Origin of the sequence: Butyrivibrio sp. VCB2006 (assembly GCF_000420945.1) — a bacterium.
In the GTDB taxonomy this organism is placed as follows: domain Bacteria; phylum Bacillota; class Clostridia; order Lachnospirales; family Lachnospiraceae; genus Butyrivibrio.
On the sequence record NZ_ATVX01000008.1, the window covers coordinates 164,427 to 181,274 of the forward strand.

The 16,848-nt window shown below is 41.3% G+C and carries 13 protein-coding genes; 2 read left to right on the forward strand and 11 right to left on the reverse strand.

Translation table 11 applies throughout. From position 1 onward, the window contains the following. Window positions 1-11: 11 nt before the first annotated feature. The 4 genes from G613_RS0109820 to rfbG all read right to left on the reverse strand — a co-directional run bounded on the left by G613_RS0109820 (window position 12) and on the right by rfbG (window position 4,553). Window positions 12-905, reverse strand: coding sequence for an NAD-dependent epimerase/dehydratase family protein (locus G613_RS0109820; protein WP_029232501.1), 894 nt, complete (start codon window positions 903-905; stop codon window positions 12-14). A gap of 43 nt (window positions 906-948) precedes the next feature. Beyond that, window positions 949-2,316 (reverse strand): lipopolysaccharide biosynthesis protein RfbH, encoded by a 1,368-nt coding sequence (gene rfbH / locus G613_RS0109825; protein ID WP_029232502.1) that lies wholly within the window; start codon window positions 2,314-2,316, stop codon window positions 949-951. 6 nt (window positions 2,317-2,322) lie between these two features. Next, complete coding sequence (locus G613_RS0109830) at window positions 2,323-3,369, reverse strand: glycosyltransferase (RefSeq protein WP_029232503.1); 1,047 nt, start codon at window positions 3,367-3,369, stop codon at window positions 2,323-2,325. A gap of 119 nt (window positions 3,370-3,488) precedes the next feature. Further along, window positions 3,489-4,553: a CDP-glucose 4,6-dehydratase gene (gene rfbG / locus G613_RS0109835; protein ID WP_029232504.1), complete on the reverse strand. Its 1,065-nt coding sequence runs from the start codon at window positions 4,551-4,553 to the stop codon at window positions 3,489-3,491. Window positions 4,554-4,684: 131 nt separating this feature from the next. Here rfbG and G613_RS0109840 point away from each other — a divergent pair, with 131 nt between their 5' ends. Next, the gene (locus G613_RS0109840; protein WP_029232505.1) at window positions 4,685-5,749 is read left to right on the forward strand and encodes a hypothetical protein; all 1,065 of its coding nucleotides are present in this window, start codon (window positions 4,685-4,687) and stop codon (window positions 5,747-5,749) included. Between the two features lie 28 nt (window positions 5,750-5,777). On the opposite strand, the gene G613_RS0109845 is transcribed toward G613_RS0109840, so the two are convergent. Genes G613_RS0109845 through G613_RS0109860 form a run of 4 tightly spaced genes read right to left on the reverse strand, consistent with a single transcriptional unit; the run spans window position 5,778 to window position 12,749 of the window. Continuing rightward, window positions 5,778-7,061, reverse strand: a complete 1,284-nt coding sequence (locus G613_RS0109845) for a hypothetical protein (protein WP_029232506.1) — start codon at window positions 7,059-7,061, stop codon at window positions 5,778-5,780. 40 nt (window positions 7,062-7,101) lie between these two features. Further along, window positions 7,102-8,232, reverse strand: a complete 1,131-nt coding sequence (locus G613_RS0109850; protein WP_029232507.1) for a DUF58 domain-containing protein — start codon at window positions 8,230-8,232, stop codon at window positions 7,102-7,104. A gap of 15 nt (window positions 8,233-8,247) precedes the next feature. Continuing rightward, on the reverse strand, window positions 8,248-9,198 hold the full coding sequence (locus tag G613_RS0109855) for an AAA family ATPase (RefSeq protein WP_029232508.1): 951 nt from the start codon (window positions 9,196-9,198) through the stop codon (window positions 8,248-8,250). A 26-nt stretch (window positions 9,199-9,224) separates the two neighbouring features. Continuing rightward, window positions 9,225-12,749 (reverse strand): DUF6273 domain-containing protein, encoded by a 3,525-nt coding sequence (locus tag G613_RS0109860; RefSeq protein WP_029232509.1) that lies wholly within the window; start codon window positions 12,747-12,749, stop codon window positions 9,225-9,227. A 190-nt stretch (window positions 12,750-12,939) separates the two neighbouring features. Between G613_RS0109860 and G613_RS18645 the strand changes: the two genes are divergently transcribed. Beyond that, window positions 12,940-14,022: a GGDEF domain-containing protein gene (locus G613_RS18645; RefSeq protein WP_029232510.1), complete on the forward strand. Its 1,083-nt coding sequence runs from the start codon at window positions 12,940-12,942 to the stop codon at window positions 14,020-14,022. Window positions 14,023-14,029: 7 nt separating this feature from the next. Here the strand turns inward: G613_RS18645 and G613_RS0109870 are convergent, their stop codons facing one another. The 3 genes from G613_RS0109870 to G613_RS0109880 are packed head-to-tail and all read right to left on the reverse strand — an operon-like array spanning window position 14,030 to window position 16,502. Further along, window positions 14,030-14,983, reverse strand: coding sequence for a glycoside hydrolase family 43 protein (locus G613_RS0109870; RefSeq protein WP_029232511.1), 954 nt, complete (start codon window positions 14,981-14,983; stop codon window positions 14,030-14,032). A 23-nt stretch (window positions 14,984-15,006) separates the two neighbouring features. Then, complete coding sequence (locus tag G613_RS0109875) at window positions 15,007-16,125, reverse strand: glycoside hydrolase family 43 protein (RefSeq protein ID WP_029232512.1); 1,119 nt, start codon at window positions 16,123-16,125, stop codon at window positions 15,007-15,009. Then, window positions 16,101-16,502, reverse strand: coding sequence for a hypothetical protein (locus tag G613_RS0109880; RefSeq protein WP_029232513.1), 402 nt, complete (start codon window positions 16,500-16,502; stop codon window positions 16,101-16,103). Before G613_RS0109880 ends, G613_RS0109875 begins: the two co-directional genes overlap by 25 nt. Between the last annotated feature and the right edge of the window lie 346 nt (window positions 16,503-16,848).

The following is a 16,848-nucleotide window of genomic DNA, read 5'->3' on the forward strand; positions in this document are numbered from 1 at the left end:
CGTAATATCGATTACAGATACTTCTTTATTGTCTCCGCAAAAGAAATATGTGGTTCCCAGCCTGTATCTCTCTGGATTTTAAGAATTGATGGTCTCAGAGAAATAAAAGGTTCTGCCTTGCTCCCAAATTCAGCAAGGTTAGTATCACCGCCGATAACCTCCACCGCTTCAAGTACAAAATCCTTGAGCTGCCTGAAATTCCCGTTGGCAATATTGTAAACTTCTCCAGCCATGCCTTTTTCAGCCAAGGACAGTATTGCTCCCGCAGCATCCTCAGCGTCAAGGTAATCCCAGTACTGCTCGCAGGAAGATAATTGTATTTTCTGTCCCTTCGTAATCTTATCTACAAGATCAGGAATCATTCGTCCCTGCTCCTCATACTTACCGATAAGGCTGAAAATTCTTGCCCAGATAAAATCTATCCCAAGAGCTCCCGCTCTGTTTCTCAAAAGATAATAAGCAGCTGTCTTACAGGACCCATAGGCAGTTAACGGATCAAGGGTCATATCCTCCGCTATAAGGTCGCAATCGGATTTAATTCCATACTCAGCCTGAGATCCGATTCCAACAAAGTGAATTTTCGGATTTATCTTAGCTGCTGCTTCAAGAGCTTTCAGGGACCCATCCACATTTTTAAGCTGCGCGTCAAAGTCTTCTCTTCCTCCGCCCCAGGCAAGATGGAAAAAGAAATCTGCCTTTTCGGAAACAAATTCAGGGAGCCTGTCATACTCTTCCATTTCAAGGAATACGTTTACCAGTTTATTCTCTGGTACACCTTTAAACCTGTCATTGTGAGAAGAGTTTTTTCTTCCTACTGCATAAACCTTTATGTTCTTACTTAAAAGGTGCTCTACGAGGTTTGCACCTGCAAACCCGAAAGCACCTGTAACAATCGCTATTTTCATAATGTCATCCGATCATTCACATCTAAATAATATAAACGTCTGTTTATCCTCTTATGGCGTCTCTGATAACCTTGGCCATAAAGTCAATCTTGGCATCATTAAGTCCCGGATAAACGCCAATCCAGAAGCTATTGTTCATGATAAAGTCTGTAGTCTTAAGATCTCCTACTACCCTGTAAGCATCTGTATCCCTATACTCATCAAAAGCAGGATGTCTTATGATATTTCCGCTAAAGAGAAGTCTTGTCTGAATATTATGCTCTTCAAGAGCTCTTGTTATCTTGTTTCTGGTGATAGCTTCGCCCTTGGAATCAACTGCGTCTTCCTTAACACTCATAATAAATCCAAACCAGGAAGGTCTGCTTCCCTCAGAAGCCTTAGGAAGAATAAGTACATCAGAAAGATCTTCCAGGTCCTTGTAAAGTCTGTCCCAGTTAGCGCGTCTCCTATCTGCAAAGCCCACAAGCTTATCAAGCTGAGCGCAGCCCACTGCTGCCTGCATATCAGTAGCCTTGAGGTTGTATCCCAAATGGCTGTACACATATTTGTGATCGTAACCCACAGGGAGCTGACCGAACTGTCCGTCAAATCTTCTGCCGCAGAAGTTATCTTTTCCGGGAGGACATACACAGTCTCTTCCCCAGTCTCTAAAGCTCTTTATAAGCTTATTAAGAAGAGCATTGTCAGTATAAACGCAGCCGCCCTCACCCATAGTGATATGATGTGGAGGATAGAAGCTTGATGTTCCGATATCGCCCCAGGTTCCGGTATATTTTGTTTTTCCATCAATTGTGTACTCAGAGCCAAGGCTGTCACAGTTATCTTCTACAAGCCACAAATTGTGCTTTTCGCAGAAAGCCTTTACCTCTCGAAGATCAAAAGGATTACCCAGAGTATGGGCGATCATTACTGCCTTGGTCTTCTCAGAAAGAGCTGCCTCAAGGTCAGCCACATCTATGTTGTATTCAGGTACTGTCACATCAACGAATACTGGAATTGCACCATACTGCATAATAGGTGCAACTGTGGTTGGGAATCCGCAAGCTACTGTAATTACTTCGTCCCCTCTTTTAATCTGTCTCTCTTTAAGCTCAGGAGCTGTAAGAGCCATAAATGCAATAAGATTTGCAGAAGAACCACTGTTTACAAGATTTGCATATTTAACATTCAAAAGCTCTGCGAATCTCTTTTCAAATTCCTCTGTATATCTTCCTGCTGTAAGCCAGAAATCCAAAGAAGAATCAACAAGGTTAACTACTTCTTTCTCATCAAATACTCTTCCTGCGTAGGAGATTCGATCTCCTTCTTCAAAAGAATTTGTATCTGCCTTTAAAAAGTTCTCGTAATACTCCTTAACCTTATCTAATATCTCCTGTCTCGCTGCATTCTGGGCTGATAAATCATTATTCATTAAAAACTACTTCTCCAAATCATTTAATTCTTTTTCCATATTGATCACGTCGTTCGCTTCACGCTCGTAATCAGCTGCCTGCTCTTCATTGCCAAGATCTCTGTAGCACTTTGCAATGGCAAGCCTCGGAAGTTCCATACTCTTCCTGATATCAAGGATGCTCTCGCACTCATATGCTGCATTATAATACCACACTATAGCCTCATCAAGGTCCTTCTTGTTGTAGTAATAATCTCCCAGCTCATAGCACATCTCACTGGACATTTCAGTGGTGGCATCCTTAAGGGTGTATTTTAGCATTGCCTCCGCATCTTTTTCAAGCACGGCAATGTGTGCCAGCACACAACTGGCTTCTTTTATCTCATCAATTGTTCGGTTGTTATCAAGGGTTGCCTGGATGAAGAAATCTTTAGCGGCAATAAAGTCCTCATCAGATCCCGCCATAAAAAGCTCTCTTGCATACATTCCAAGAAGTCGTCTTGAAAACTTCCTACCGTCTTTCACCGCTTTTCTGAAGGATTCCAAATCCCTGCTTGCATGATTTTCTCTGGGCCTATGGATAATCTCTATGTCGCTGTCCGAAATGACAGGTTCAAGCATAACCTGCTCATGAATAGGATCAACCCACACAAACTTGCGGATTCGTTTAAAGAGCTTTGGACGAAGCTCCCTGTCATAGTTATATACAGTCCTGTAAGCAAGCTGATTACTGTAATACATCTGAACGATGTCCACACCCAGCTTGTCTATGTCCTCCTTAAGTTTCAGGAATCGCTGTCTGTTTTCTTCATCCAGTTCTTCATCAGCATCTGCTGAATAAATATAGTCACAGGTTGCCAGCGAAAATGCATAGTTTCTTGCATCGCTAAAGTCCCCGGTCCACTTGAAATTGTAAACTGTAGCGCCTTTTTCTTTGGCTATCGCAATGGTATTATCGGTGGATCCGGTATCCACCACAATAAGCTCATCTGCTATTCCCTTAAGAGAATCCAGACATCTTCCAAGACAAGCCTCTTCGTTTTTAACTATCATACATACGCTGATTGTAACCACAATTCCACCTCCCGGGCGTTTTACGTGTAAAAAAACATATGGATACATATTAATGTTATCGTTTTAATGATAGTTTTTCAATTAAATAATTATAAATACGCTAGCAGTAATCAACTATTTTAATAAGAACTCAGATGAGTATTTACCTGCTGTCTGGTGTATTCGTACATGTCGCGGCCCTGATTCCATGCTTTGTACCACTCCACGGTTTCCCTAATGGCCTCATCTGCATGCCACACAGGCTTCCAGCCAAAGGTTTCTCTTGCCTTGGAACAGTCAAGTTTTAAAAAGCTTGCTTCGTGAGGCGCATTTGCCTCCGCTTCGTTAACCCATTTTGCTTCCGGTCCCCAGTATTTAACAAAGGCATCCGCCAAATCTCCGGTGGTTATGCAGTCCTCATCTCTTGGTCCGATGTTATAGTAGTCAGCATATTTTTTATCCAGAGTTTGTTTCATTGCTATTGTCAGATAAACAAAAAGAGGCTCAAGAACATGCTGATAGGGCCTTGTGGAGTAAGGGTTTCTAACGCCAATACTCTTTCCGGCTACAGTAGCCCTGACGCAATCAGGAATAATACGGTCGTTGGCAAAATCTCCGCCTCCAATAACGTTTCCGGCTCTTGCTGTAGAAATTGCAGTCGCAGAGTCCTCTGCAAAAAATGATTTCCTGTAGGAATGAGTCACAAGCTCCGAACAGCTCTTTGAGTTGGAATAGGGATCATAACCATCCAGTTTCTCATCCTCTTTGAAGGCATGATCAAAGATATCATTATTTTCATATACCTTGTCAGTTGTGACGTTCAGAAAACTCACTGCTCCGGGATGCTTTCTAAGACACTCCAAAATATTAACGGTTCCCATGACATTGGTCTCATAGGTATATCTTGGATTTTTGTAAGAGTCTCTGACTATGGGCTGCGCAGCCAGATGAAGCACCACATCAGGATTTGCGGCTACATACGCCTTCTCAAGACAGTCAATATCTCTGATATCTCCTATGGTGCTGTGAACTTTTTTCTCAAGTCCCAATATGTCAAAAAGAGCCGGATCTGTACCGGGCTGAAGCGAATAGCCATAAACCTCTGCTCCAAGTTCCGAGAGCATAACGCATAGCCAGCTTCCCTTAAACCCTGTATGGCCTGTAACAAAAACTCTTTTTCCTTTGTAAAATTCATCAAGTTTCATAGAATACCTCTATAGAATCACTATTTTCTCCTATAATGCTAACACATTATACTACAAATCTCACCAAATCATATTACGGTCACATTTTTGATGTATAATAACTTTGTTTGAATTTTAAAGGTAGGTAAAAAATGAAAAATCGTTCCAAGATCGGATTAATAATAGCGCTGATGACGCTTAACATATTTGTACTAAACGGATGTAATAGCTCAGGTGCCCAGCAGCAGTCACAGGTTCCGCCCTTTGACGGCAAGGATTATCTGGTTATCTCATCCATGACTGCAGAAGGTGAGAATACAGAAGAGTTTCTGCAAAGCTACGAGCCTATCAAGAACTTTGATACCAAGCTCAGCGTACCAACTTATATCACTCAGGTTGGTGACACCTGGTTTATCGTTGACTGCTACCACAACAGGGTTATATATTCCGACAGTCTGGAGGCTCCTCTCACAGACTGGTATATCATGACCTCTGATGTAACGCAGCCACACACCATGGCCAGCAACGGAACTATCTATATGGTGGATGATACTGAGAACAACAGAGTTGTCCTTTTTGAAAAGATAGATGGCAAATTCGTAAACACCCAGACAATCTACAACATTGGTAATCGTCCTCACTACACGGTTTACGACAAAGCCACCGATACTTTTTATGTATGGAGTTCCACAACCGGTGAGTTATACTGCATTAGGCAGGGCGCCGATTCCACCAGATGTTACATAACAGACATCAGAAAAATGGATATCCTTGACGGAATATATGTAAGATCCTTCTCCATAATTGATGGGGATATTTACTTTGTTTCAAGCGTATCCGATGAGGGCATTCCTGCCAAGATTTACCACTGCGATTTGGAAACCCTGGAAATAGAAGAAAGCTATGATGTTCCGGATTCACTTGCCGGAATGGTCCAGATCACCAAGATTGACGATTATTACTACCTGTCAATTTCCACCGATCTTTCAGGTAATCAGGACGCTGCCACAATCGTCAGAACCCATTCCCTTGAAGATCTTGCTCAAGGCGAATATGAGGACATCTACAGCAAATACTTTGTTGGCGGCGGAACACCTTACTATATCTCTAATGTAGGTGACACCTATTATCTTACAGAGCATAGACTCACAGACCATCAGATCTGGAGCTTTAAGGTCAAGAATAATGAAATAGTGGATGTGCAGACCGTCTACTAATAGACCATGCACACCCACGTAAATACTGCTATCGATTACTACATAATTCCTTCATTTTTTTCACATCTTCAGAGGTTATCTCCTTAGTACTGTATCTGGCTTTTTCATACAGTCTGTAGGCAGATGCCTCTTTTTCATATCTGACCTTGCTTTCCATCTCAAGTGGCGTATCCGCTCTACTGATATCACAAAAGCTGCGACTTCCATCTATATAACGGAAAAAAAGCTGGCGAATTCTTCCTGCAGGTGACAACCTCTCTCTTAGTTTCATCCTGCTTCCTTTTCCGGATGAAAAATCTCCGGAAGATCCGGACAAAGGATTTAAATATTCAATCTTGTCTCCCGCCAGTCTGTCCTTGATTCCCTTTCTCGATGAATTAAAAAGCTTATAAAACTCTTTTGCCACCATAACGATCATAATAATGACGCCGATCGACACCACAATAGCCACAAGCCAGAAAAGAATCTGCCACATAGTGTGCCATATGGAATCGTCCGGTTGCTGCTCGGGAAGAAGCATTCCTGATCCGCCCCCTCCTGCCGTTACAGGAGGCGCCTCTATTTCTTCCTCTGCTTCAAAATTAAAAAACGAAAAGATAAACCTTAAAATAGCGCTAAGTCCGGTCTTTAAAAGGGTCATGACTTCTTTACCATAGTCGATAAGGCCGCAAATGATCATGAAGACAAAGGCTATAACAAGCGTAATCCTGAGCATAAATCCATTGGTCTTTTTTATGGATTCGTAGGGAATATAGTCTCTATCCTTGAAGGTTACAAGAGCGCCGATTGTCTGCCTTGCATTGTAAAAGATAATGCACATGAAGCCCCAGACCATTTCAGCAAGAAGCACTATTGGCACAGTAGCCTGCTGCCTGGTTATAAGGCACAGGAAATACAATCCCACAAACAAAAGACCCTCATAGATTGTGGGATAAACCCTGCCCACACCATCCAGTCTTGCATAGATTGCTATCACGGTGATTATGATCATAAAAAGAATGTGAATAGCCTGAATTACACTGGTTATAGACACGCCGGCAAAAAGAACTCCGCCGAGTATCTTCTGGTTGCTGTTAAAAGTGCTATAACTGCACAATGCTATGGCCGCTACGTGGGCCCCAAGAAAGGCTATCAGATTGGTAATAAAAGCCTGGATAGCTTCAGACATTAGCACAAACACAGACAGGCTTACGCATGTTATGACTATTGCCCCGGGAGAACTAAGATTCATGATCCTAAGAGCAACGATCATTACAGTTACCGCAATCAATATGTTATTAAGAATTCGCAATATTTCTATTCTTTTATGCATCAATAATTCCTGTAGTGTATTTCTCTGCTTATTTCTTTTGTCATAAATACGAATCGTGAATTATCCGCACAAATTCGATTCTGCCCTCAAGGGGAGCTCTCTGATCCATACTCTTTGTAAGAGGACAAAGCCACATTAGTTTCCCCTTTTCGTCACAGATGTCGCTGGCCGCATGGACAATTCCATCTCGTCTGCTGGTGGAAATCACACAGTACACAAGTTGCCTGCTGCCTGCGCCTTTAAGTTCCTCTTTTATCAAAGTTTCTATATCTGCTACCCCTTTAGTCAAATCGATTCTTGCAAGGGCTCTGCAGAAATTTAAGGCATGATCCATTGACGCTCCGGATTCAAGCCTTATAACTTCGCCTGTCACCTTGTCTTTGCCATTAGTCAAAAGAGATACCGGCGTATTAGACTCTATGAATTTTGCTGAAAGAGACCTGGCAATTCTGATACAGTCCTCAATAAGCTCTGTCTCGAACAAAATTCCCGGCTCTTCCACATTTAAGACAAGCACAACCTCCGGACTTGAAGTATAGTCATGGAGATTGACCTTCATGGCTCCGGTTCTGGCACTGGCTTTCCAGTTGATATCAGACATCTGATCTGTTGGCGCGTAGTCACGAATTCCTCTGAAGGTGAAATTATCCTCATAGATAAACCTCTGGGACTGCACCTCCCCCATAAGCTGCTGGAACGGAATTTCTATCTTTTCCATCTCCATAAGCCTTGGGTACACATACATACTGGTTCTTTGCTTGCGATCAGCATAGTGGATATCAGAGCTAAAAAGATCCGACGCCACAAGGGAAGTCTGCAGGATACTGTAAAAGCCTCTCTTTTTGCAATCCATGACAAGGTTTCTGGTTATCTTTTCATAAAAGCGAAGGCTGAAAACGTCGATAACATTAACTCTGTCCGTAACCGAAGCATTGGTAGTGTCCTTAAAAAAGAGCCCGATGTCAGTTTGAAAGTTCACCTGCAAAATGTGAAGGGGTATGAAATTTCTATTGGTTATTACTTCCGTAAGAGCTGCCTCATCTCCCTCTGTAACAGCCTCAGAGCCAAACTTAAGTTCTGCGGAAAGGCCCTTTTGCCAGTATCTGTTAAAGATGCGGCGCTCAGCCATGTACAGAAGGATAAGCACAATCGGAATTAGAATTATGGGCATGCTTGTACCTTTTTATTATTTATTCGCAAATCCGGTTTCCGTTGGGACTGTAACCTCTGTTAATATCTCTTCGATTACTGCCTTGGCATTTTTTGATGCACCATATCCGCCGGAAAGAATAAGTCTATGAGCCAGAACAGGAACGGCCAGCAGTTTAATATCCTCCGGAGTTACATAGGCCCTGTCATTAGCGTAGGCCAGAACCTTGGCACAATATAAAAGCGCAAGGCTTCCTCTTGGACTAACCCCAGAGTTCACATCGGTTCTGTTTCTGGTGGCATCCACAATGTCTGTGATATATGCCATAAGATCAGGATGTACTTCAACCTTCATGGCTTCACTTCGCATGGTAAGTATGTCTTCCAAAGTGGCAACACTACTCAGTTCATCCAGCTTCTCGTTCTTATTTCCCTCCTGGAACCTCCTTAGAATTTCAAGCTCCTGTTTTTTTCCGGGAAAGCCCATGGACAGTTTCATGATAAATCTGTCAAGCTGAGCCTCAGGAAGAGGGAAAGTTCCACTGGTCTCAATGGGATTCTGGGTAGCTATTACAAAGAATGGCTCGTCAAGTTTCCTGGTCTTACCGTCAATTGTAACCTGTCTCTCCTCCATACATTCAAGGAGTCCTGCCTGAGTTCTGGGAGTTGCTCTGTTAATCTCATCAGCCAGGAGGATATTGCAAAAAACCGGTCCCGGATTAAATACAAATTCCCCCTTGGCTGCCTGATAAACATTTAGTCCTGTAATATCAGATGGCAAAAGATCAGGCGTAAACTGTATTCTGTTGTAGGAGCCCGAAATGGACCTTGATAGAGCCTTGGCCAGCATAGTCTTACCGGTTCCGGGAACATCCTCCAAAAGGACATGTCCTCCGGCCACCATGCTGCACAGAGTCAAAAGAATAGTCTCATCCTTTCCTACAATTATCTTAGAAATATTCTCTTTAATTGCCTGAATCTTATTCATGTCTGATTACTCCCAAAAGTTTACTTTTATGGTTCTATAGGCACAATCTTGAAGGTTGCATAGTTGCCACCGATTGCCTTCTTTGAGCTGCTTACGGACTTAGCAAATACTGTAGCCGTTCCTACATCTTTGTTATCAAAAAGAACAAACTCATAATCCTCTTTTTCTTTTAGTCCGCGCTTCGAAGCTGGGACATAGTCTTTGCCTACGCCAGGAACATTTAATTGAAGTCTTGGCACAATATCATCCCCTGTGTAAGTCTTCGAAGAAATATTCAGCTTTTTGCTGCCTTCCTCTCCAATAACTGCTTTTGATAAGTCGATAACGTCGTCACCGGAAAGTTTCTTAATAGTATAACAGTTGTTAATTCTCACTAGATTTAAAGCATAGTTTCCTTTTCCCTTTAGGACTAGGGAAACAGAAGCTTCTTTTTCCTTATCACTTAGCGAGAACTTTTTATCTTTGGTAATATTCTTGTCACCCACAAAGTAGTTAACTGTGTAGCTACTCTGATCAATGAGCTTACCATCTGCAGTCACATAAACCTTTGACAGATACTGTCCCGGTCCTGTGTATGGAAGATCCGCAGCAATTGCTGATACATTTAGCTGATCAAATTGCGCTTTCTCAATAACAAAGGTTCCTCTGATACTCGCGCGACCCTCATAATTACCCTTAAAGATTACCATATACCTGGCAGTCTTGGTAGCCTTATTATTATCCATATAGTCAACTGTGTAGTCTTTACCTTCTTCCAGAATTTTGGAAGTTTTGCCGAGGGTTGCGGTAACTTTTACAGGTGGTCTTACACCTCCTGGCTTATAGTATACTTTTTCGGTAATTTCAGCCTTAACTACGGACTTATTCACATCAGGGAGAATGTCGAAGTAAAGGGTACTGTCTCCATAATATCCACTACCGGTCAGAGCCGTTACACGTGCCTTGGCAAGTCCCACATTAATATTATCCTCGTATAGAATAGTGAATTTATCTTTCGGAAGAATATTACCATTTCCATCCTTAATAGATAACATATCAGGATCAAGCTCTTTGGGCATGCCGTCATAGGTATAGGCAAAATGCGCCATTATCTTTTGGTTGTCTGCCTCAGCATTACTTAGAAGGTTTAATATCACACCCGAAATGGCACCAGCGTAATTGCCTTTACCTGATATAGTCAGTCTAATATTCTGCTTGGCATCATTCTCAGTAAATGTAAGTTTTCCTATATTACTGGTTAGATCATAGTCTCTGCTTGTAAGCTTATGGCCATTGTAGTACATGACAACGTAAATCTTGCCATCCTTGTCACCAATTGGAGCCATCACATCATACAATGTAATTCCTTCTGAAGGCTTGGTGCCATATCCAATATACTTTGGCAAGATGTAGAAATATAGCCTGTCTGCGCCTTTGTAATTGCCCTTATAGGTGATTGTTACAACTGCAGGCTTATCTTCTTTTGACACATTTATGTTATTGCTATAACTTAAGGTATAATCAATTCCCTCCCTAAGGGTTACATAGCTATTTTTTCTGTCCTTAACAACAACTTTAGGTTCTATTTCTTCTGCAGTATAGGTAACATTATATCTTCCGGATCTTCGTTCCAGTCCATTTTCGGTTATCAATTCTGCAATGAGATCTCTAGGCGCAGGTGCCGCAGAAATCGTAATGTCTTTTGCCATATTTCCATCTTCATCTACTACTGTAGTAACTTGACTGTTCACAAAGATGGCATTGCCCATTTTTCCATCCGGTGGATTTTTGATCATCAATAACGGATCGATTATTATTTCTCCGTTCTTAACAGCATATAAACCGGCTTCCTTACTTTCTATTTTCAAGGTTCCACCCTTCATATTCATGATGGTACTGATAGAACCTTCGCCGCCCAAAATAAAGCCATAGGTAGTTCCACTTATTTCAAGGTTTGCATCACTTAGATTAATCTCTTTGGCATTCTGGGTAAAAATACCCATTTCCTTGGCATTTATTGATATATCATCACTAAGAGTAAGCGTTGCGCCCTTTCTTACAATTATTCCACCGTATGCATTCTTATTATCAAACTTAACCTTTCCCTTAATAGTTAAATCTTCATCTGTTATCAGCATAAAGTCAGCAACAATTTGATGATACCTGGATTTGGTTATGGTTGCATCAGCGAAGGATAGTGTCTTGGAATCCCTGTCGTAATGAACCATACCATCTCCAAGAACATCACTGGAATTTCTTTGGTTTATCTGAACTCCACCTACCCAAATATTATATTCAGGTATTTTATCCCAGGTCGCTAACAGAGAAATATCTTCTGTAACCTGCTTCGAAAAATCAAATTTCTTGCCATCATACATATACACCCATGAATTAAAATAATGCGTATCCGAAACCGGATCAGCCGGTGCTACTGTGCACCTTCCACTCACAACTATTTGTGTGGCATATGGTTCCTTGTTATCTCTGGTTGTATAGTAGCTTACGGTGCAGGTGTTATCGCTAACAGCTGCAGCAGGTATCTCGCAAGGATATGAAGCATAGTCCGTTTCATCCTCCTCATTCCATTTCTCTGCCAGCAAGTATACATGATATTTTTCATCCCAGTCATTAAAATCAAGATTCTCAGGTAAGGTAAAAGAAACAACTCCACCTTTACTATAATCCTTAGGAGATTTCAGATTCTCATACAGCAAAAGAGAAGCACCACTTTTGTTTAGTCCTCCACTATACTTCTCGTCCAGTATCATTACTGAAATAGCATTATTATCTCCATTAGCACAATAAGGAATACTCACTTTTCCATCTTTGATTGATGCCTTGTTTTTATTCTTTGAATCAAAATTAATAGAAGATGATCCTATGATAGTAAACTTAAAAGTGCGGTCAGCAATCTTTGAGGAAAAAAGAATATTGGTCTTCTTTATGTTACAGGCAGGACTTACCCCAATAAATTTATTTTCTTTGTATGTATTTGACCACTCAGCCTTTTCAGTATTAAATAAATTAACAGAAATAATCTCTGCATACGAAGGAGCTCTATCGCAGGAGCGCAGCCAATATTGTTTGTGGTAATCATCTCCAAAGTGTTTGTGACATATATAAAAATTGTGTTCACTATCAAAAAACTCATCTGAAGAAGGGACAAAAAATCTGTCATATTCAAGTTTTTCATACTCAGCGTATTTTCCGGAAGGATTAGTCAGACACTCCGGAACAATACTAAGTTCTGCTTCCGTAAACTCTTTGGGAAAATCTTTACTTAAAAAAGAACGAACCATAGAATGAGACCAGGCATAGTTCTTATCAGTCTTCGTATCTTCAGTAAATGCCATTTCTTCAACAACTTCCAGCATATCCAGATACATTGTCGGTTCATCACTATGCGCATCAAATCCTGTAACTCCACTCTGCATGACCCTCCACCTAAGCTTTTTCCCCTTGTACTTGCCAAAATAGACACGACTGCTACTGCCAGTATTGTTATTAAATGCCTGTCGAATTTCACTGGTTGCATAGGTAGTGTTTTCCATGTTCTTTGTAAAATAGCCCATTTGTATACCCCCTAGTATCACATAAAGCCGTCAACAAGTTGCTTACGCAAACTATTTTACACGTTTTATCGTATATATTAAATATGTGCTTAATCGATTTTTAACACTTCCTTTATTTCGTTTTTATTAGTACAATATAAAGTGAACATTGTCGCTATCATAAAGTGACATGTCAATCGAGGGGTGGATAATGCGAATATTTACAAATGCCAGGACGATAATCGATCTGTACAAAGATTATCGTTCTATGGATAATGAAGATCGCCAGGATTTCTATCAATCCAAGTGCGATTATTATCAGAACTATGTGGAGATCAGCCTTGTGGCGGGGGTCCTTATTTCTATTACCTATATAATCTCCGACTATCTTTTAAACGGATCTTTTTTGCCTACCCTTATTCCAAGATTCTCAGTTTTACCAGCTTTGGCAGTATTCCTAATAGTCACGCGCTTTTTTAAGGGGCGCAAGATGAGTGTGTTTATGGACTTTTTGCTGGCACACTGTATAGTGCTTGCAACCATCTGGGCAATCTATCACCTCGAAGACAAGATACATGCAAGCGAAGGCTTCATCATAATGAACATCGTTTTCATGACTGTTGGCTTCGTTGCAAGGCCAAGAGAAACCTTCTTTTCATCTTTGATATTCATAGCCGAGATACTAATATCAAACAGCTTCAATCACTATTCAAATTTGGATATCATTTTGGCTCTTCAGATTCCTCTTATGGTGGCTGTTTTCATATCTCACGGACTTCTTATGCTCTTTTACCTGGATCACTACAGAACCAGGCAGGAACTTGAGCTGGCTATGGTCACAGACCCTCTTACCCAGGTTTATAACAGACACCTTTTGGAAAAGATTGTTACTAAGAATGCATTGAAAGATGTTGATGGCCCCGTTGCCATTGCCATGCTTGATATAGACTACTTCAAGCAGGTCAACGATGAACACGGTCATTACACCGGTGATTTGACCCTTCTGTACATGGGTCAGAAGCTGGCTAAGGGAACTCATGAAGATGATTACGTAATCAGATATGGCGGCGAAGAATTCATAATAATTCTCAAGAACTGCGACGTCAATAACGCCTGTGCCCGCATGGAGCAGTTTAGACAGGATATAGAAAATGCTAAGGATACACCGGTTCCGTTTACAATTTCCGTCGGTGTATCCCGCTACAATGGAGACTTCAGCAAGTCAATCCAAAACGTTGACAACGCACTGTATAAGGCCAAAAACGGTGGCCGTAACAGGGTTGTGGTAGTTTAAGGATAGTCTATTCTTTATAAGAGAAAATCGGTTTTCCGGAGTCGTCAAAGCGAATAGGCATGAGCATTGCATGCCTGTTTGGATTGTACAGCGGATCTCCTTCTATTATAGATTCTGTTCTGGCGTGATAAACCAGTATGGGCTGGCCCTCTTCATCGATCGTGAATGAATTGTGCCCCGGGCCATATATTCCGCATGTCTCATCGCTCTTAAGTACAGGATATCTTTCCTTGCTCCAGGATATGGGATCAAGAAGATCAGCATCTTCATCAGATGTGAGCATTCCCATACAGTATGGCGCACCGGTCTCACTAGCAGAATAGGTAAGATATATTTTACCTGCATTCTTTAATATGGCAGGGCCTTCATTAACCCAAAAGCCTACTCTTTCCCAGTCATAATCCGGTGTTGTCAGCATCACCTGCACAGTTTCCAATTCGTAAGGACTCTTCATCTTGGCAATATAGAGGTTTGAGATCATCTTACCAACACCTACTTTTTCTGCCCAGATATAATACCAATCCCCCCTGTGTTCAAATACAGTGGCATCTAAAGAAAACGCTCTAAAAGAGAATTCATCATCCAAAGCGCATTTCATTTTTCCCATTTCAATCCACTCATCGGCAATAGGGTCTTCTCCCTGACATTCAAGCACATAAGGTCTGATAAGCCACTTATCTTCTGCACTTCCTGCAGCAAAGTATATATACCATTTTCCCATCACATAATGTAATTCGGGTGCCCAAATATGCTCTCCCATGATTCCTTTATCATGTTTAAGCCATATGGTATGCTCCTTAGCCTCAGCAAGGCCATAAAGAGTTTCTGACCTTCGTAATATGATTCTGTCATAGGCAGGAACAGATGCCGTAAAATAGTAAAAGCCATCATGAGCCTTTAAGACATATGGATCCGCTCTCTGTAAGATCCAGGGCTTATTGTATATTGCTTCCTTATCCATACTGTTACCTCCAAATATCAACCTTATTTTATGCTGACGCCGTCGCATTTCGGCACAATGTCTATGCTTCCATCCTCGTTGTAGGTGAATTCTGCAACGCATACACTTCTGTGGAACAAGCTTCCTCCGGGAAGATCACCTGTATGGTAAAAGAGATATGAATGTCCCTTAAAATCTGCGATTCCCGGATGGTTAGTAAATACGCCTCCCTCTTCTGTCATGAGAACTCCACCGTATTTCCAAGGGCCTGTGGGTGATTCTGATGTAGAGTAAGCAAGATGTTCATTCTGCTGCCCTACTGCAAAAGCTGCGTATACCATGTAGTAAAGACCATTTCTTTTATAAAACCATGGACCTTCTCCATAGGATGTGCCTGTGTCGTGGCTTCCCTTTGCAAAAGACTCCTCGGTCATAGGAACCTTAACTACTCCCACCTCTTTGTTGTAGGTGATCATATTCTCATTAAGGAGCACATATCTCAACTCCGGATTTCCAAAGTAAAGATAGGCCTGCCCATCATCATCAATAAACACTGTGGGATCAATATCGTTCCAGTCACCTTCATCTACAAGAGGATAACCCAGGTCTTTGAATGGGCCTGTTGGACTGTCTGAAATACCAACAGCTATTGCCATTCCGCCATTTCTCTTGTGTACAGGACAGTACAGATAGAACTTGCCATTTCTTTCTACCGCCTGTGGTGCCCAGGCTCTTGAATCAGCCCAGCCAATATCATCCAGCGAAAAGATACAGCCGTGGTCTTCCCAGTTAACCATGTCCTTGGTTGAGAAGCATCTCCAGTCATTCATTGTATAGAAATCATTAACCAGCTCATCCTCATCATGAGTTGTATAAAGATAAAGAGTATCTCCATACACCATCGGTGCAGGATCAGCTGTATATATGTTTTTAATTATTGGATTTTCATGAAAGGTCTTTTCTTCTGTCATTTCCTCTGTCTCCGTTGTTGTCGGCTCTTCTATGTTTTCTTCAGTATACTCTTCACTGCTTATGGCACTACTTGCGTGAATACTAACATCATTGTCAAAATTACCACTTATATCTGCGTAGGTATTACACCAAGTACAGCCTTGAATAGTTATCGCAATTAGAATAATTACGCCAAGAACATTTCTACGCAAAGCTGCACTCCCCTTGATAACGCAAACAATATAACAAGCGCTGCTATGCTCATTCCCCAGAACTGTGCACTGTTATACTTGAAGTTCTTCCAGCATTTACCGATTCTAAACAGTGCAATGAAATAGAATGCCATGAAGGGAATCATTACAAATGCAAGATACTGATACGAAGCCAGGAAGAATACAAACATTCCTACCATTGTACCTGCCCATAATTTCATAAGAGAATCCTTAGGGTGTTTATCTGTAACCTCTGTAGTTCTTTCATTTATCTCATCTACGTCCATGTATATCTTCTTGAAATTCACAGTAAATCTGCCTTCATAATCCTTGATGGCCTGTGCTTCATAATCTAAATTTTCACCCCAATTACCCATTTATGTGGTCCTCCTGATGTGTCTTTATCTATTTGTAGCTCTAATATTCTGCGTTTTTGCTTACTGCTTACTGCTTACTGCTTACTGCTTACTGCTTACTGCTTACTGCTTACTGCTTACTGCTTACTGCTTACTGCTTACTGCTTACTGCTTACTCAGTGTATTATACATGCTGCGTCTCTTGTGTACTCTTCAGATATTGATATTCCGTTGCCACATCATGCTGAATCTATGAGTTGTGTAATGTCATTTCTTCTTTTCAAGGCATTTTGTTATTACATTCTGCTCTGGATTTATTTCACCTGTAATGTCTTTTGCCTTTCTCTGGTCACTTTGGTATTACACT